Origin of the sequence: Agromyces mediolanus, assembly GCF_023715325.1 — a bacterium.
Taxonomy (GTDB): Bacteria; Actinomycetota; Actinomycetes; order Actinomycetales; family Microbacteriaceae; genus Agromyces; species Agromyces mediolanus_A.
Genome location: NZ_JAMBNX010000007.1, coordinates 135,064 through 152,709, shown reverse-complemented (window position 1 = coordinate 152,709; position 17,646 = coordinate 135,064). Strand labels below are relative to the sequence as shown.

The window sequence follows — 17,646 nt, the reverse complement described above, 5'->3', positions numbered from 1 at the left end:
CCGCAGTGTAGCGAGCAGCGGCCCGGTTGCCCAGAGTGAACGGAAGCGCTGCCGGGGCTTGACGCAGCACTTTCATTTTGCAAGCATGCCGTCATGAGTCTCTTCATCAGCTGCCCCGTCGCAGACGTCGAACGCACCACCGCCTTCTACACCGCCCTCGGCTGGACCCTCAACACCGAGATGTCCGACCACAACGTGTCCTGCTTCGCCATCGCCCCCGAGCAGTACCTCATGCTCTCCAACCGCGAGGCGTACGCCGCCGTCGGCGGCACCGAGGAGCTGATCGGCGGGCCGGACACCCCCTCGAAGGTCACCGTCTCCTTCGATCTCCCCAGTCGCGAGGCGGTCGACGAGCTCGTCGAGCGGGCCCGCGCCGCCGGCGGCCGAATCGGCGACATCGACGACTACCCGTTCATGTACCAGCGCCAGTTCGACGACCCGGACGGCTACCACTATTCGCCGTTCTGGATGAAGCCGGACACCGATCCGACGGCGTGAGCGACCTCGCCACCGCCCTCGAGATCGTCGGCCCCCGCTGGGCCCTGCTCATCGTGGAGCGCTTGCTCGACGGCCCGCAGCGCTACGGCGACCTGCAGCGGGAGCTCGGCACGCCGACGAACATGCTCGCGACCCGGCTCCGCGAGCTCGAGGCGGCCGGGGTGCTGTACCGGTTGCCCCTCAAGCACAACACCCGGGCCTACGCGCTCACCGAGCGCGGGCTCGCGCTGCGCGCGGCGATCACGGCCCTCGGGCGCTGGGCCGCCGACGAGATCGGGCCCTCCTGACGCACCGGAACGGCCGACGATCCGGCTGCCGACGCCGGAGGCCGTCACCGCTCGAGCGGAGTTCGTCCCGGCCTCTCCCGCGAACGCTCGATGTCGTCCTCGCACGCGAGGAGCAGGACACCAGCACTCCACGCGTGCGAGAGGGTCAACAGCATCCCCTTGGGCTGGAAGCACTCGGTCTGGTAGAAGCGCTCGGTGACCATTCCTCGGTAGGCGTTGAAGTCCCCGTCGAATCGGGCGACGAACTGCCGGAAGCAGGCGAGGGTCTCCTCCGCGCGCTCACGATAGTGGTCGTCCCCCGTCGCCTCAGCCAACTGGAAGAACTCTCGGGTGCAGACGAGTCCATACGAGTGCAGGTGCTGGTTGGACGGCGATGCCTGGTCCGCGCCCCTCGTGCCGAAGTCGTAGACGTCGAGCATGGTCCCGGCTGGGAACGACACGTCGTACAGGTAGCGGAAGGTGAGGGCGAAATCCGCGGATCTCTTCGCCAACCGCAGCCATCGGTCGTCCCCGTCGAGGTGGAACAGCGCCATGTACGCCATCACTGCGACATAGCCGTCCTCGCTCGTGACGGCGAGGTCGACGTCCTCCGGAGCACCATGCAGATAGTCGGCCTCCACGAAGCTCGCGTAGTACTCCCCCGCGCGCTGCGCGGGGGCACGCCAGCGCTCGTCCGAGCGCGCGGCCTCCGCCAGGGCGGCGGCCCAGGCAAGGCCCGCTGTGCCCGACCAGCTCAGCACCTCCCCGGTCTCCGCGTGATGCATGGAGCCCACGTTGCCGTCCTCGCGCTGCCGACGCACGACGACGTCGAGATTGGCGAGGGCGGTGCGCCGCCAATCGTCACGCCCGGCGGCCTCGGCGGCACGCAGCAGGAAGTGGGTCGCCTCGCCGAGCGTCCGTGAATGCAGCCCGCGCCGGTGCCGCGTCCAACTCTGGGTCCAACCGCGGTCGCGGTACCAGACCCCCCAGAGCGTCCCGCTCGGAGAGAGCTCTGCGGTGCAGAAGTCGATGACGCGTGATGCGGCATCGAGCATCGCCTGGTCGCCGACCCGGAGCCCGTGGCGCAGCATCGCGTACGCCCAGGGGATGCCCGAGACCCAACCGACATGCATGGCTTGCCGGTCGACCGGCTTCCCGTCCTGCCCGGACACGCCCCGGTCGAAGCCCACCGTCTCGAGCAGCACGCCGGGATCGGGATCGTAGTGCCAGTCGAGCAGGCCGCTCGCTGCGAGATCCGCAGCGCGCTCGACACTCATCCACGGTCGCAGCGGCGCGCTCCCCGCGTGACGTGCGTGGAGCTCGCGCAGGACCCGCGCCGAGTCCTGCCGATCGGCACCCACCGCGTGCACGGTGACCGTCGTCTCGAAGGTCTCGCCAGGAGCGAACCGATGCCTCGCCACGAGCGCCTCCCTGGGCGTCTCGTCGCCGTAGTACGTGACCGGCCCCTCCTGCGCCGGGAACGTCAGCGCGACCAGCGCAGTCTCCCCGTCGTGCGAGAAGCCGATCCCGGTCAGCCCGGCCTCGGTCTCCGGTGCGGCGGAGAGGGCTACGCCGTCCCCGCCGTCATGCGGCCAGGCGAAGACGACGGGCGCGGCGGCTCGATCCCCCCGGAAGTGCCACTCATCGCTCACGAGCCGCGCGTGCGCGTCCTCACCCCGCGCTCCGATCTCGAACCGGGGATACCGTCGGGCATTGCCCGCCGGTCGGTTCTCGCCGTAGAACAGCCCGGGAATGAGCCACCAAGGTTCGGAGGCCCCCTCGAGGCCCAGCGTGACGCGCACCGCGGCTTCGACGGACGCATCGGCGCGGAGCGTGACCTGCACACGGTACTCGACCGCGAGTGCGGTCCGTCGACGCGCCTCGAGCGTCACGTCGAACACGTCTTCCGGCGCGTCGAGGATCGCGATCAGCGGGGTCCGCATCACACGTCCTCGTCGAGCGGCCACTCCAGGAGGTCGACCTCGGTGATCGGCGCCGCAGGATCGGCGGGCACCCGGAAGGTGCGCAGCTGGAACGGCTCGAACTCCGCCTCGACGACGCGATCCAGCACCGGCAGCTCGATGCGCGCCCGGGAGGCCTCGCCGCGCGTCTCGACCGCGCGCACGATCAGGTCGGTCGAGCCGTCGGCGGCGAGGTCCTCGCTGCCCTTGACCGCCGTCACCATCACCGAGCCGCCCGCATCGTCGGCGTAGCTCCCGCGCGCGGCGAGATCACCGTCGTGGAAGGACTCCAGCTGAGCTCGCACGGGCTGTTCCAACACGGCTGCGCGCCGCGTCGGCTGGGCCGCCCGCCAGTCGCCCGCGTGCGGGACGAGTTCCATGCGGAAGCGCTGGATGCCTTGGTCCTGGTACGAGTAGACGCCGTCCGGGTCGAGCAGGCGAGGGTCGTGCCACGAGTACACCGGGCTCCGCACCGCGGTCACCCCGATGCTCGGCACCTGGGCGCCGGCATACCCGGCGGGAGAGGCGTCCCAGCCGTGCTTGTTCGTGCAGATCACCGTCAGTCCGGCGGCCTCGGATCCGAGCTGCCCCGTCAGGTCGACCCAGGACTGGGCGGGCTCCTCGGCACCGTCGACCGGGCGCTGGATCACCCCGAACGGGATCTCGTAGGTGGCCTCGGGCTCGGTGATGCCGATGGGGAAGCGCAGCTTCATCAGGTGCGCACGCTCACGCCAGTCGAGGGTGTTCTCGATACGCAGTGCGTCGCTGTCGTGCGTCAGCACCAGCTCCTGCGTGAGCGTGCTGGAGCCCCAGCTCCGCTCGACGAGGATCCGGGCGCGCAGCGGGCCGCGCTCCCGCACGACGATGCGGTCGAGAGACATCGACGCCCCCTCCCACGCATAGGAGATGACCCGGTGCCCCCACGTATCGGTCGGGTCGTCGTTGATCACCGTGCGGGGCTCCCCTTCGGTCCCCGCCAGCACATCGATGCCGGTTCGCAGGTCGAGCAGCGACACGACGTCGCCGGTCGCCGGATCCAGCCGCACGCGCAGGACGCCGTTCTCGAACTCCGTGCCGTCGTCGCTGACGCGGATCTGCGACTTCTGGGCGTCGTCGCGGCCGGGGAGCATCGTGTACCGGGCGTAGCCGAGCGCCGGCACCTCGGCCCGGAAGGTCACCGCGCCGCGGCTGACGTCGCCGGTGGTCGCGGTCGACTGCGTCGGCTGCGAGCGCACTCGCCGCCCGTCGGCATCCACGATGCGCACGCCCGTGCGCTGGCCGCCGTACTGCAGGTCCACGTCGACGGAGACGGCCCACGGATGCGGGTTGAACACGATCACCGGCTGCGTCTCGGGATCGAGCGGGATGTCGATGCGGCGCGCGATGCGGTTGTGCGCCCTGGCGGTGATGCGCTTCGCGATCGCGACCGCCTCGCCGAGCTGGTCGCGCGCGTCCTCGTACGACGGCTCGATCGCGGACCCCGGCAGGATGTCGTGGAACTGGTTGAACAGGATCTGCTTCCACGCCCGGGCGAAGTCCTCGCGCGGGTACTCGGCCCCGGTCAGGATGCCGTCGACGGCCGCCCAGCGTTCGGCGGTCAGCACGGCCCGCTGCGCACGCCGCTGCCATGCCTTGATGCCGGAGTGCGACGAGTAGCATCCCGGGGCGTGGTGCTGCAGGTCGTCGCGCCGCACGTCGAGGCCGTCGAGGAACGCGTCGCCTCGCGCGTACATCTCATCGAAGTAGGTCCGGGGGGACGACATCTTCATCCTTCCAAACGTGCCCATCCGGTCGTACCGGTGGATCGAGTCGATGTTCATCTTCGTGGGGCCGCCGCCGTGGTTGCCGACGCCGTAGAACACCATCATCTGGCCGAGCGACTTGTCGAGCTGCGCGAGCGCCTTCTCGGTCTGGTGCGCGACGTCGCCGGGGCCGCTCGTGTACTCGAAGGGGATGCGGTGCGCGAGCACGCGCGAACCGTCCGGGGATTCCCAGTGGAACAGGGTGCCGGAGAAGTCGCTCTCGTGCGGCCCGGGGCGCAGGAAGGCGTAGGAGTCCATGCGTTGCCCGCGCAGGATCATCGGCAACGTGGCGCTGTGCCCGAACGGGTCGACGTTCATCCCGACGGTCGCGATCCGCCCGAACTTCTCGCGGAGGTAGCGCTGCCCGTACAGCCCCTGACGGACGAACGACTCCCCCATCGGCATGTTGTTGTCGGGCTCGACCCACCAGCCGCCGACATTCACCCAGCGACCTTCGTCGACGCGCTGCTGGATCCGCGCGAACATCTCGGGATCCTGTTCCTCGACCCACTCGAGGAGCACCATCTGGTCGCAGGTGAAGATGAAGTCGGGGTACTCGTCCATCCGGTCCAGCGCGCTGCGGAAGGTTGCGCGCGCTTCCTGATAGCCCTCCTGCCACGTCCACAACCACACGGGATCGATGTGCGCGTTGCCGATCATGTGGAGCTCACGATCGGGCGTCGCGACAGGGCGGACGTCGGCGCTCAGCGCGCTCGCGCCTGCCCCGGACGGCGCGTTCGCGATGGGGGCCGACTCGGCCCGGCGCTGCGCTCGGCTCATGACAGCTCCTCTCCCGCGGCCCAGGCATCCAGGATCTCGGAAAGCGCGTGCAGGAAGAAGGTGTGCACCTCTTGGATCCGCGGTGTGTCCGTGGTCGGGGACAGCAGCAGGAAGTCCGCGTACTCGGCGGCCGGACCGCCGTCGCCTCCTCCGAACAGCACCGTGGTAGCGCCGTTCGCCCGTGCCGCCCGGAGACCCTGAAGGATGTTCTCGGAGCGGCCGCTGGTCGTGAAGGCGCACACGACATCGGCCGGCCGGGCGAGCGCCTCGACCTGGCGGCCGAAGATGTCCTCGAACCGGTAGTCGTTCGCGATGCAGGTCGACACGGTGGCATCGGTGGTGAGCGTGATGGCCGGGAGCGGGCGCCGGTCGCGGCGGTAGTGCCCGATGACCTCACCGCTGAAATGCTGGGCGTCCGCCGCGCTGCCACCGTTGCCGAACGAGTAGATGACGCCGCCGGCCTCGACCGCCTCGATCATCGCGGCGCCGACTCGTCGAACCTCGTCGAGCCGGTCGGCGGTCTTCTCGGCCGCGACGCGATAGTCGTCGAGTTGCGCGGTGAGCCAGTCGGTCATGAGGTCTCCTTCAGAAGATCGAGGTCGTACGTGAGGTCGAAGGCCAACGCGGCGGCGCCGACGACGCCGACCTGGTCCCCGAGTGCGGCGAGAACCACGCCCGCGGTCGCTGCCGGGGCCATGGCGCCGCGGCGCACGAGGTCGGCGACGGGATCGAGCAGCAGGGCGCCCGAGCGGGTCACGCCACCGCCGAGCACGACGATGTCGGGCTCGAAGACGTTCACGAGGTCGGTGACCGCTTGCCCGATCAGCGCCGTCGTCTCGTCCCAGATCTCCTGCGCGACGGCGTCGCCGTCGGCGGCGCACTGGGAAACATGCTCGGCGCGGACGGGGTCGTACCGGCGCAGCGCGGAATCGCGCGGATCGTCGGCGAGCAACTCGGCGGCGCGGCGCGCGATCGACGTTCCGGAGGCGTACGCCTCGAGGCAGCCCCGCCGCCCGCACAGGCACTCGCGGCCGCCCCGTTGCACGGTGATGTGCCCGAACTCCCCGCCGTTGCCCGCAGCGCCGCGGTGCAGCTCGCCCCCGATCACCGCCCCTCCGCCGATGCCGGTCGAGATCGTGAGGTACAGCGCGATCTCCGCCCCCTGCGCGGCACCGTACCGGTACTCGCCGAGCGCCGCGGCGGTGGCATCGTTCTCGAGGACGGCCGGTACGCCGTAGTACTCCTGGGCCATCGCGACGATCGGCACGTCGATCCAGCCGGGAAGATGCAGCGGCCCGGTCAGGACGCCCGCCGCGGCGTCGAGCGGACCGCCGCAGCTGATGCCCACGGCGCTGACGACGTCGACGCCGGCCGCCGCCATGCTCCGGCTGCCCTGATCGAACAACGAACGCAGCACCTCGTCGGCGGGTCGCTCTTTGCGGGTGGGCTCGGAGAGGAAGCCCACGGTCGTTCCGTCGGGCAGGATCACCGCCGTGGCGAGCTTGGTGCCGCCGATGTCGAGGGCGAGCACGGGTGTGGTTCGAGACATCCTGTGGTCTTCAGTCCGTTCTGGTGCGTTCGGCGGGCGAACGCGCACTGCAGGTGGAATGCCGATATGGCAACGTTCCCACATCGTAGCCACAGAGTGCGCCGGGTGACAAGCCTCACCAGCTTGTCGATCGATGCGCGCCGGGCTAGGCTGCGAGATCATGGGAACGATGCCACATTCACGTCGGCCGGCGAATCTCGTCTTCATCATGTCCGACGACCACGCGGCGCACGCGATCTCCGCCTACGGCAGCCGCGTGAACTCCACGCCCAACATCGACCGACTGGCGGACGAGGGCGCGCGGATGGATGCGGTCTACTGCACGAACTCGATCTGCAGTCCTTCGCGGGCCTCGATCCTCACGGGAACGTACAGCCACGTCAACGGCGTCTCGTCGATCTGGACGGAGATGGACTACCGCGTGCCGACGTTCGTCGACGCGCTGCACGGCGCCGGCTACCGCACCGCCCTGTTCGGGAAGTGGCATCTCGGAGAAGGCGCGCGATCGTCGCCCCGCGGCTTCGACACCTGGAAGGTGTTCCCCGGTCAAGGCGCGTACCTCGATCCGACCATGATCGACGAGACCGGGACGCACGTCGTGCCGGGCTACGCGACCGACATCGTCACGGACCTGGCCATCGACTGGCTCGACGGCCTCGACCGCGACGAGCCCTTCTGCCTCCTCGTGCACCACAAGGCGCCGCATCGCCCCTGGGTCCCCGACGAGAAGCACCGCCACCTCTACCCCGAGGGGACCATCCCCGAGCCGGACACGCTGCTCGACGACCATGGCTCCCGCAGCCGGGCGGTCCGCGACGTGCACATGTCGATCGCCGACGACCTGGGCGCGGACGATCTGAAGACTCCCATCCCCGACGAACTGCGCGGACCGGAGAACCGTGACGCCCGGCTGCGCTGGAAGTACCAGATCTACCTGCGCGACTACCTCCAGTGCGTGCAGTCGATCGACGACAACGTCGGCCGCCTGATCGACCGGATCGACGAACTCGGGCTCGCCGAGGACACCATGATCGTCTACACCTCCGACCAGGGGTTCTTCCTGGGCGACTACGGCTGGTTCGACAAGCGCCTGATGTACGACCCGTCGCTGCAGATGCCGATGCTGATCCGCTGGCCGGCGGAGATCGCGGCCGGGTCGCGCTGCCAGGCCCCGATCACCAACGTCGACTTCGCCGCGACGTTCCTCGACGTCTGCGGGATGGACGCCGACGCCGCCCTTCCCACGTCTCAAGGTCGCAGCTTCCGCGCCCTGCTGCGCGGGGAGGAGGTGACGGATTGGCCGGATGCCGTGTACTACCGGTACTGGGAGCACGAGGACCCGGTCCACCACGCGCCCGCCCACTACGGCATCCGCACCCGCACGCACAAGCTGATCCGCTACTACGGCGCGGGCCTCGACGTGCCCGGTGCGTCGGATCGCACCTCCGAGCCCGAGTGGGAGCTGTACGATCTGCTCGCAGACCCGGCCGAGGTGCGCAACGTCGCCGCGGATCCCGCCTATGCGCAGATCCGTGCGGAGCTCGAGACCAAGCTGGCGGAGTACCAACGGCACTACGGCGATGAGCCGTATCTCGGGCCGGAGACGCCGCACCCGGCTTGGGGAGCGCATGATGCCGAGGCGATCGCGCGCGTCCCGCTGTTCCTCGCGAAGGTGCGGGGCGACAGCTAGGCCCGGATCCGGCCGGGATCAGCGGCGCGGCGGTGCCGTCGAACCGCGGTCGACGAAACTCGTCGGCAGGACGACCGTACGGATCGGCGCCGCCGGGTCCTGCGTGCGTTCGAGCAGCGTCCGGACTGCGGCCGCGCCGAGCCCCGGCGTGTCCTGTCCGCGCGCGGACAAGCCCGGCTGGACGAGCGACATCCACGGCGCATCGTCGAACCCGACGATGCTGAGGTCCTCCGGGATCGCGAGGCCGAGCTGTCGCGCGGCGCGCCACACGCCCTCGGCGAGCACGTTGTTCGCGGCGAACACGGCGGTCGGTCGATTCGCGCGGTCGAGCAGGGAGACCGCGGCCGCAGCGGCAGCCGTCGCGTCCCAGCCGGCGTGGACGATCAACTGCGGATCCGGCTTGACGCCCCGCTCGCCCAGCGCGTCCAGGTACCCCTGCTGGCGCTCGTCGCCGGTCGTCCATTCGGTCTCGTCGATGAGCAGCGCAACGCGACGATGCCCGAGTTCGAGGAGGTGCGCCGTGGAGTCGCGCGCGGCCGAGCGGTTGTCGACGACGACGGCGTCGGTCCCCTCCGGATCGAAGCGGCGATCCACCTCGATGAGCGGCACACCGAGCCGAGACAGGAAGGGCGCCAGCTGGTACGAGACCGGAGTGGCGATGACGCCCGCGACCCGGGAGGCGACCAGATTCTCCGCCGCCTCGAGCTCGTCCTCGGCTCGACCGCGCAGGTCGACGAGCACGATCGAGTGGGAGAAACGGCGAGCCTCCAAGCCCACACCCGAGGCGAGCTCCGCGTAGAACGAATTGCGCAGATCCGAGACGAGCACGCCGATGGACCGGCTCCGACCTTGCTTCAGACTGCGGGCGGTCGTGTCGACGACGTAGCCGAGCTCCTTGGCGGCGGCACGCACCCGGTCACGGACCTCGGGCGCCGCGTACCCGTGCCCGGACATCGCGCGCGAAGCGGTCGAGCGGGACACCCCGGCCGCGGCGGCCACGTCCTTGATCGTCGCCCGCGCCGAGGTTCCGTCCCCTCTCATGCGGTCGGCCCCGCCGCCACGTCGACGAGCGCCTCGGCGTGCTGTCCGAGCATCAGATCGCCCACGACCACATCGACGGCGACGCGTTGCCGGAGCCCGTCCGCGGCGGCCACGACCGTGAATTCCACGCTGCCCTCCTCGAACGGCTCCAGCGACACCGTCGTCTCGGCGTCGGTCATCAGCCACCCTAGTGGGCAGATCGGGCGGATCCGCGCCTCAACGCGGCGGCCGTACGGGTTGCGCACCTCGACGCGGAAGGTGAGCCGATCGCCGCACCCGGCCCGGCTCCGGTAGGGCACGATCCGGGCGACTTGGCCGTCGGGACCGATGCGCAGCTCGTCGAGCGGGAGCAACGCTTCGTGCACCCGGTCGACGTGCGCGCCGGCATCCTGCAGATAGGCGAGATAGTCGTCGTCGACCCAGCGCGGCGCCCAATGCCCGGTCACCATCAACCCGGGGGCGATGCGAGCGTAGAGCTCGGCGCTCCGCCGGTAGTCCCCGAGACGGAAGAGGTTCCGGTACTGGTAGTTCATGACGTCTCGGCGGCCGTCGCGTCCGCCGAGCCCCTCCTGCTGGTCCCCGGTGAAGACGACCCGGATCCCGTCGATGGACGCGCTGTAGGCCACGGCGTACAAGGTGTGCCCCGGCTGGGCGTGCGCCGTGAACTCGTACTCGTTCCATGCGAACGGCTCGTCGAGCGGGAGCACCCGATCGGCGATGATCGGCTCGTACCACTGGCACGGCAGATCCTCGCGCCACGGGTCGGCCATCACGGGCGCCACGTTCTCGGGGATCCAGAGCCGGGTGCCCTCGACCTCGCGCAGCAGAGGCATGCCCGCGACGTGATCGTCGTGGTAGTGGGTGGGCAGGGCCACCGTCACCTTCGTCACGCCGTAGCGCCGCCGCAGCGCGGGGAGCGAAGCGAGCCACGGACGTTTCGCCGCCCGCTCCTGGCCGGGGATGAGCCCCGTGATCATGTCGTAGCCGTAGTCGACGATCAGCGCCTCGCCGGTCTCGGACAGCACGACGTACGAGCAGGACATCGCGGTGCGGTTCAGCAGCAGGTGCGGGGTGATCTCGACGAAGGGGTCGTCGAGCCGGTCGGGGAGATCCCAGGCGTAGGGACGGCGTGAATCGACGTAGGTGATCATCCGCTCCGCCAGAAGCGCGAGCGCGCCCTCGGGGTCGTCCATGACCGCACCGTGCGAGGGTGCGAGCGCCGTGAGCCCCTCGCGCGCCAGCAGCAGCGCACTCAGCACCGTCATCCCGGGGCCCTCGTTCTCGGTGTACGACCACTGCGTGGCGGCGAGCGACCAGACTTTCCCCGGCGCGTAGATGAGGTCGCCCGAGAAGCCGATGCGGGCGCCGTCGCGGTCGAGCACGTACGTCACCGACCCCACGGTATGGCCCGGGGTGGGAAGCACGCGCAGTGCGGCCGCCGGTGTTTCGAGGACCCGGTACTCCGGCACCGAACCGTGCACCGGGACCGACTCCAGCAGCGAGAACCGGTCCTGGCGGAGGGTGTAGTCGTTGTCCAGCTGGCGACGGCGCCACATGTCCTCGACGTCCGCGAACAGATCGATCTCGACCGGTGGCACCCAGATGCGCGCACCGTGCGCCACCGCCCTGGGCAGGCCCTGCCCCTGATCGCGATGGTGGTGGGTCATCACGATGTCGCTCACCCGGGATGCGCCGATCAGTCCGAGGTGGTCGAGCACGAGCCCCGATCCGAAGTCGACGACCGTCGCCTCGCGGGATCCCGCGGGCGCCGTGGGATCCACGATGGCGTACACGGCGCACGTGTCGTCGATCCGCCAGACGCCGGGAGCGATCTCCTGCACGGTCATCGGAGGCTCCTCCGATACTCCGCCCACGTGGACCCGACGAACGCCAGATCCTCGGAGGTGATGAGCTCGCCCTCGTCGATGCGTTCGACGTAGTAGAGGGCGGGAACGCCGAACCCCGGCTGCGCGGCCGCGTAGGCGAGCCACTCGGAGCGGTCGGGCATGGGCCACTGGTCGGTGTCGACGAGATGGTGCGGCAGCGCGCGGCCGACGATCGAGGCCCTGACACCGAGCTGCGCGACGACGCCGACCGCTCGCCCGTCGACGTCGCGTTCGAGGACGTCGTTGGTGCGGACCATGTCCGTGACCTCCGCGAAGGACGGATGGACGGTGTGGGTGATCACGAGGGCGTCCGGCTTGATCGCCTTCGCGGCCCTATGCAGATCGCCGACCAGGCGGTGGAGCGCGGCGATCCCCCAGACGCCGTCGGAGTCCGGTGCCGAGCGGAAGCTCTGCCCCTCGGGGGCTCGCTGGGTGAAGTCGACCTTGAATCCGTCGGCGTCCAGACCCTGGGGGCCGAGGAGCCGCTCGACGATCCTCGTGAGCCGGGCCCGGTACGCGGCGCTTCCCGGATCCGCTGCCACCGGGACTCCCGCCCCGTCGAGGATGCACTCCTCCGCGGGGAGCCCGGTCGGATCCCACGCCTTCCACCAGAGCAGGACCCGACGCCCCTCGGCATGGCGATCGGCGATCCATCCCCGCATATCCGGCCAGGCTCCGGGGTCGGGATCCGCCGTGCCGTAGGCCGCCTGCCAGCGGTCGTCGATCACCACCGTCCCGGGGTCCAGCTCCGCATCGCGGAGCACTCCGAGCAGCTCGTCGTACACCTCCTGGCGGGATAGCTCGGGGGCTGGGGCCGTGCCGCGCGCGACCTGCGCGCCCCACCCGCAGAAGATCGGTTCCCGCCACCACTCGACCGTGTCCGGCCGGTGCTCGGTGGCGTACCCGTGCCGGATGAGGTCGTCCCGATGGAATGAGATCGCGTCCAGCGCTTCCGGCACGTGCCGGAGCACGACCGCCGGCGACGACCACGCCCCGTCCACGACCGTGTGCCCGCCATACGTCGCGTTCAGCGTGAACCCGCCGTCGAGCGCCTCGTAGCGGAGGGAGGTGAACCGGAGTCGATCGACGTGGTCGCGGATCGACAGCGCCAGCCACGGGCCGCCGGTCGGGATCGTCGGGCCCTCCGGGTGGCGGCGGCCGAACGCCAGCACCAACGGCGGCGGCGAGAAGATCCCGTGCACGCGGCCCGGGTCGGCGTCGCCGACGATGCCGAGCTGCGCCGAGGCGGCGGCCGGACGGACGAACGCCACCGGCTCGGTGGGCGTCGGCACGAAGAGGGAGCGGGCATCGATCGATGAACGGAACGTGCCGCTGGCCCCGGTCGGAAGCCGTGCGCTCCCGCCGAACTGCACCAGCTCGGAGACGCGCCCCTCGCCGATGACGTCCGTGCGGAGCTCGACGGCCTCGGCGGTGCAGCGCAGCACGAGACGGCGCTGTCGCCACACGGTCGAGACCGCCGGAACCTCGACGACGACGACGTCGCCGTCCCGGGTCACGACCGGGGCCCCGACCGAGACCGTCTCGTCCCGTGCGTCCACCGTGTGCACGGCGGACAGCGCCGACAGGCGAGTCCAGCGCTCGCCGCCGGCATCACGCAGCTCCAGATAGGGCGAGCGCGTGACCCCCCGATCTCCGATACGCCAGCGGAGTTCGTACTCCGCGGTCCTCACCGACAGGTGCTCGCCATCCTCGGCGATCGAAGGGGTCATGGCGCCATTCTATGTGGCAGCGTTCCCACACGCGGCGGGCCCGCGCTCCAGGAGATCGAACTCGGCGCCGTCGACCTCGATCCGGAAGGTCGCCGCGGCCAGATCGACGTCGAGCCGGGCGGTGCGACCGGCTCGAGTCCAGACGAGCTCCAGCTCCGAGGCGGACCGCACCGACCACCGGAAGTCGCCCTCGAAGATCGGGTCCCGGCGCAGCTCGGCGAGCGCGAGCTGGCCCCTGGTGACGGGCGTCTCCATCGCCGCGCGGACCTCATCGGGGGTGTACCGGTGCCGATTGACGTCGCGCCCCTGGCCGGTGCGCGCGAACTCGTCGGCGTCGTCCCGCCCGCCCAGCAGGCCGACGTAATAGAACTGCGGCTCGCCGGGAAGGAAGATCTGGAACGCACGCGCGAGCAGCATCCGCCGGGTGTCCCCGCCGAGCACGGAGAAGAAGGTGGCGTTGATCTGGTGCGGCATGGAAGCCCAGGTCGGCACCACCGAGGCGCGCCGGGAGTGACCCGACGTCGCCGCTTCGGCGGCGGCGAAGATCTCCGCCATCTCGTCGACCGACAGGATCCCGGCACGATCACCCGACGGACCGGCATCGATGACGCCGATGCCGTCGTGCGTATCGAGCACGGTCACTGCGTTCTCCGGCCGATGCTCGAGCCACCAGGCGAGCCGGTCGACCCGCCCGGTGGCGAGCGCGTGCAGCAGGAGCGGCGGCGTCGCGAAGTCGTACACCAGGTCGACGAGTGAGGCGATGGCGATCTGCTGCGTGTGGTGAGCGTGGACCTCGACGAGCACGCGCATCCCGCGGTCGCGGATGATCTTCGCGGCGACGGCGACGAACTCGAGCGTGCCGGGCGTCATGAAGGAGTCGGTACCCGGGGTCTTGATCGCGTAGCCGACCGCGTCGAGTCGCACGACGCGGACGCCCCCGGCCGCGAGGGTGTCCGCGAGGCGCTCGAGGTACGCCGTCCCGGCCGGATGGGTCACGTCGATGTCGACCTGGGTCGGCATGAACGTGGTCCAGACGAGCCGCCGCCTCCCGTCCGCCGCCCGATACGGCGTGAACGGCACTCCGGGCCGGGGGCGGTAGAAGGCGGTGAGGTCGTCTTCCGACGCACCGTGGGGGAACACCCGATCGAAGGTGAGGAACATGCCGTCGTGGACGGAGTCGCTGCCCTTCTCGAGCCAATCGGCGAACTCCGCGGATCGCGAGCTGAGATGGTTCACGATGAGGTCGGCCGTGATCTCGCCGCGCTCGGCGAGGTTCCGCACGTCCTGCCAGGTTCCCAGTCGCGGGTCGACCGCAGCGTGGTCGATGGGGTCGAACCCGGCGTCGTCCCCGTCGAAGGGCGTGAAGAACGGGAGCAGGTGGACGCCCGAGAAGACGTCCAGCTCCTCGCGCAGCAGGCGCTCGACGCCGGCGATGTCGCCTCCGAGCCGGTCCGCGTACGCCAGGAGCGAGACGCCCCTCATCGTTCCCCCCGCAGCGCCGTGAGGAACGACGCGGCGCCCGTCCGCGGCGAGGTGAGCACGCGCGGGTCCTCGCCCGCGCCGGCGGCCATGGAGGCTTGCGCAAGCACGATGACCTCGGCATCCTCGGCCGCGATCGCTTCGGCGACCAGCCGATCGTGCTCGGCATGATCGCCCCGGGCCCGCGCCGCGCCCGCGTCGGGGACGACGCGGGCGGTCACGCCGACCCCCGGGTCCGTGAAGCGTTCGACCAGGCGCGCCGTGGGCCCGAGGGTGGTGCCCAGGGTCGCGAGGATCGTGATCCGTCGGTCCGCTGCGACGGCCGCGCGGGCCGCGGCCTCGCGGGCCATGGCCTCGTCGACCCGCATCAGTCGTACGCCCGCGGCGCGGGCCGCCGACTCCGCCGCCTCGCCGATCGACGAACAGGTCACGAGCACGGCGGCCGCGCCCCCGTCCCGCAGCGCCTCGAGGTGGCGGCGGATGTCAGCCTCGACGTCGGGCGTCACCTCGCCTGCGTCGACGGTGCGCTCGAGCAGCGTCGGGTCAGCGACGTGCACGATCTCCAGCCCGCTTCGGCTCGGCTGCAGCAGCTCGTCGAAGACCGCGGGCAGCACGGTGACGGTGTGCAGCAGGCCGACCCGCGTCATGCCCGCGTCCACGGCCGGCCCGCCTCGTCGACGGTCTCGATCAGCGCTTCGAGCCGCGGCACGGAGACCGACCGCAGCTGCGCACGGACGTCATCCACGCCGACCAGGTCGCTCCACAGCGCGCGCCCGGCGAGGAATCCGCTGGCGCCCTCGAGGCACGCGGCGCGGACCGCGTCGCGGAACCGCTCGCGCGCGACGCCCTGCGAGAGCACCACCCAGGGGGTCGCCATCGCCTCGTTGAGCGCTGCGCTCGCTTCGCGCTGCGCCCGCTCGTCGCCCTCCCCGGCGAGTGGGACCTGCGACTTGTACAGGCTCGGCTGCAGGGCCGACAGCTCGCGCGCCGCTTCGCGGATCGCTACGTCGGCATCCCAGTCCTGGTCGCCCGGGACCGCTCGCACGACCGGCTCCAGCACGGACAGCACCCCGCGCTCCCGGGCGAGCCGGATGAAGCGATCGGCGAGCTCGACCCGAGCGTCGCGATGCTCGTCACGACGCCAGATGAGCAGCAGCTTCAGCGCGACCACGCCGTCGAGCGAGCTCGCGACGACCTGCTCGTCGATGAACGTCTCCTCGACCGGGCCGCCGTCCTCCTGCTGCAGCGCGTCCGCCGCCAGGATGAGGCCGGTCGTGCTCGGCAGCGCGGAACGGACGGCGTCGAAGCCGTAGCGGTGGTCCGCGAGGAACCCCGAGGCGACGGGCCCGAGGACCGTGGCGACATCCTCCTTGAACTCGTTGAGGACGGCGTCTTCCGGCCGTCCGCGGCCGGCCAGGTCGAACATGTGCCGCAGGCTCTCGCGCTGGTCCATGGCGACCATGGCGAACGTGCCGGTCGGGCGGGCGATGGCGTCAAGGGTGGTCATCGGTCTCCTTTGTTTCGATGGTCGCGGCCGCCGCCTCTCGGAAGCGGGCATAGGCGGGAGCGAGGTCGACCGGGATGGGGGCGACCTCCTCGGACGGCAGGGTGGCGCCGGGATCGACGTGACCGGCGTGCACGCCGGCGAGCAGCGCCGCGCCGATCGCGACGGGCTCCGGTTCGGTCACCCGGACGACGGGGGACGCGGAGGTGGCGGCGACGAGCCCGCCCCAGGCCGGGATGCGCTCGGTGAGCGAGCCGAGGAGGACGACGCGCTCGGGCGCGACCTCGACGTATCCGGCCATCGCCTCGCGCATCCATCGGGACTGCAGCACGATCGCTTCGAGCACGGCGCTCGCGATCAGCGTCGGGTCGGTCTGCTCGGTGCGGATGTCGAGCGTCGCGGACGGATCGGGAGCGGGACTCTGCCGGCCCCGGGGATAGGGGAGGACGGTCACACCGCTCGGCGTCCAGCGGTCGGCGGGCAAGGCCGCGAGAAGGTCGGAAGCGCGGACCCGCGTCGTCCCGAACGTCCGGTTCAGCAGGGCGCCGCACGCGGGGCTGCCCGCCATGAGGGTCCTCCACCGTCCGTCGACGGAGCGCCCCGAGGTGAAGCCGTCTCGCACCGTCTCACCGGCGCGTTCAGACGCGGTCGGCACGAGGATCGCCTCGGCGGTCCCGAGCGAGTCGGCGAAGGACCCTGGTTCGCGGGCGCCGGCGGCCCAGGCCCCGACGGCATGGTCGTGTCCGGCGGTGAAGACCTGGATCCCGGTGCCCAGGCCGAAGCCACGCGCTGCGGCCGTCGTCGTTCCGGCCGCTTCCCCGACCGGCCGGACCGCCGGCAGCGCCCCGGGGGACAGCCCGACCGCCTCGGCGATCTCCTCGTCCCAGGCGCCGTCGACGAAGAGCATCGTCCGCGTGGCGAGGGTGGGATCCGTCGCATGCACGCCGGTGAGCGCGCGGACGACCAGATCGGCGACGCCGAGCCAGTGCGCAGTGCGTGCGAGCAGGCCGGGGTCCGTCTCGGAGAGCTCGCGCAGCGCCGCCGCGGTCGGCTTGGGCGAGAAGGGGATGCCGGTGCGCGCATCGAGGTCGGGGAATCGCTCCGAGAGGAAGCGCACCCCGGCTCGGCCTGCACTCCGCTGCCAGCGCACGAGCGGCCCGAGCGCGGTCCCGTCGGCACCGAGCGCGACTCCCGTCTCGGCCATCGAGGCCACCGCGACCGCGAGCGGCGCGGGCCGATCGTGCAGCGCTTCGCGCACGGCCGAGGCCGTCTCGGAGATGAGCGCCTGGGCGGTGTCCGGGGTCGCTCTGCGCGCGACCGCGACGGTGCGCAGCACGCCGGACGGGCTCACCTCGACGAGCGCCGCCTTGATCGTCGTGCTGCCGACGTCGATTCCGAGCAGAAGGACCACGCCCCACAGTTTGTGACATTTTGAACAGACCTGCAACTTCTGTGAAGAA

The 17,646-nt window shown here is 71.1% G+C and carries 14 protein-coding genes; 3 read left to right on the top strand and 11 right to left on the bottom strand.

Translation table 11 applies throughout. The features are described 5' to 3' along the window. Positions 1–93: 93 nt before the first annotated feature. The gene (locus tag M3147_RS13550) at positions 94–498 is read left to right on the top strand and encodes a VOC family protein (protein ID WP_251203995.1); all 405 of its coding nucleotides are present in this window, start codon (positions 94–96) and stop codon (positions 496–498) included. Continuing rightward, on the top strand, positions 495–785 hold the full coding sequence (locus M3147_RS13545; protein ID WP_251203994.1) for a winged helix-turn-helix transcriptional regulator: 291 nt from the start codon (positions 495–497) through the stop codon (positions 783–785). The genes M3147_RS13550 and M3147_RS13545 overlap by 4 nt, the downstream gene beginning before the upstream one ends. A gap of 44 nt (positions 786–829) precedes the next feature. Here M3147_RS13545 and M3147_RS13540 read toward each other — a convergent pair whose 3' ends face one another. From M3147_RS13540 to M3147_RS13525, 4 genes are read right to left on the bottom strand one after another with little or no spacing between them, the layout of a single operon-like run. After that, positions 830–2,707: a hypothetical protein gene (locus M3147_RS13540; RefSeq protein WP_251203993.1), complete on the bottom strand. Its 1,878-nt coding sequence runs from the start codon at positions 2,705–2,707 to the stop codon at positions 830–832. Next, positions 2,707–5,307 carry an alpha-mannosidase gene (locus M3147_RS13535; RefSeq protein WP_251203992.1) on the bottom strand — a complete coding sequence of 867 codons (2,601 nt, stop codon included), beginning with the start codon at positions 5,305–5,307 and terminating at the stop codon, positions 2,707–2,709. Before M3147_RS13535 ends, M3147_RS13540 begins: the two co-directional genes overlap by 1 nt. Beyond that, on the bottom strand, positions 5,304–5,882 hold the full coding sequence (locus tag M3147_RS13530) for a D-sedoheptulose-7-phosphate isomerase (protein ID WP_251203991.1): 579 nt from the start codon (positions 5,880–5,882) through the stop codon (positions 5,304–5,306). The genes M3147_RS13535 and M3147_RS13530 overlap by 4 nt, the downstream gene beginning before the upstream one ends. Beyond that, positions 5,879–6,856: an ROK family protein gene (locus tag M3147_RS13525; RefSeq protein WP_251203990.1), complete on the bottom strand. Its 978-nt coding sequence runs from the start codon at positions 6,854–6,856 to the stop codon at positions 5,879–5,881. Before M3147_RS13525 ends, M3147_RS13530 begins: the two co-directional genes overlap by 4 nt. A gap of 169 nt (positions 6,857–7,025) precedes the next feature. Here M3147_RS13525 and M3147_RS13520 point away from each other — a divergent pair, with 169 nt between their 5' ends. Further along, the gene (locus M3147_RS13520) at positions 7,026–8,546 is read left to right on the top strand and encodes a sulfatase family protein (RefSeq protein WP_251203989.1); all 1,521 of its coding nucleotides are present in this window, start codon (positions 7,026–7,028) and stop codon (positions 8,544–8,546) included. An 18-nt stretch (positions 8,547–8,564) separates the two neighbouring features. Here M3147_RS13520 and M3147_RS13515 read toward each other — a convergent pair whose 3' ends face one another. From M3147_RS13515 to M3147_RS13485, 7 genes are read right to left on the bottom strand one after another with little or no spacing between them, the layout of a single operon-like run. Continuing rightward, positions 8,565–9,587, bottom strand: a complete 1,023-nt coding sequence (locus tag M3147_RS13515) for a LacI family DNA-binding transcriptional regulator (RefSeq protein WP_251203988.1) — start codon at positions 9,585–9,587, stop codon at positions 8,565–8,567. Then, positions 9,584–11,434, bottom strand: coding sequence for an MBL fold metallo-hydrolase (locus M3147_RS13510; protein WP_251203987.1), 1,851 nt, complete (start codon positions 11,432–11,434; stop codon positions 9,584–9,586). Before M3147_RS13510 ends, M3147_RS13515 begins: the two co-directional genes overlap by 4 nt. Continuing rightward, the gene (locus tag M3147_RS13505) at positions 11,431–13,203 is read right to left on the bottom strand and encodes a hypothetical protein (protein ID WP_251203986.1); all 1,773 of its coding nucleotides are present in this window, start codon (positions 13,201–13,203) and stop codon (positions 11,431–11,433) included. Before M3147_RS13505 ends, M3147_RS13510 begins: the two co-directional genes overlap by 4 nt. A 9-nt stretch (positions 13,204–13,212) precedes the next feature. Next, positions 13,213–14,685: an alpha-amylase family glycosyl hydrolase gene (locus M3147_RS13500; RefSeq protein WP_251203985.1), complete on the bottom strand. Its 1,473-nt coding sequence runs from the start codon at positions 14,683–14,685 to the stop codon at positions 13,213–13,215. Beyond that, positions 14,682–15,329: an aspartate/glutamate racemase family protein gene (locus M3147_RS13495; protein WP_251203984.1), complete on the bottom strand. Its 648-nt coding sequence runs from the start codon at positions 15,327–15,329 to the stop codon at positions 14,682–14,684. The genes M3147_RS13500 and M3147_RS13495 overlap by 4 nt, the downstream gene beginning before the upstream one ends. Next, positions 15,326–16,189, bottom strand: coding sequence for a hypothetical protein (locus tag M3147_RS13490; RefSeq protein ID WP_251203983.1), 864 nt, complete (start codon positions 16,187–16,189; stop codon positions 15,326–15,328). The genes M3147_RS13495 and M3147_RS13490 overlap by 4 nt, the downstream gene beginning before the upstream one ends. Then, positions 16,176–17,597 (bottom strand): FGGY-family carbohydrate kinase, encoded by a 1,422-nt coding sequence (locus tag M3147_RS13485; protein ID WP_251203982.1) that lies wholly within the window; start codon positions 17,595–17,597, stop codon positions 16,176–16,178. Before M3147_RS13485 ends, M3147_RS13490 begins: the two co-directional genes overlap by 14 nt. Positions 17,598–17,646 lie beyond the last annotated feature (49 nt).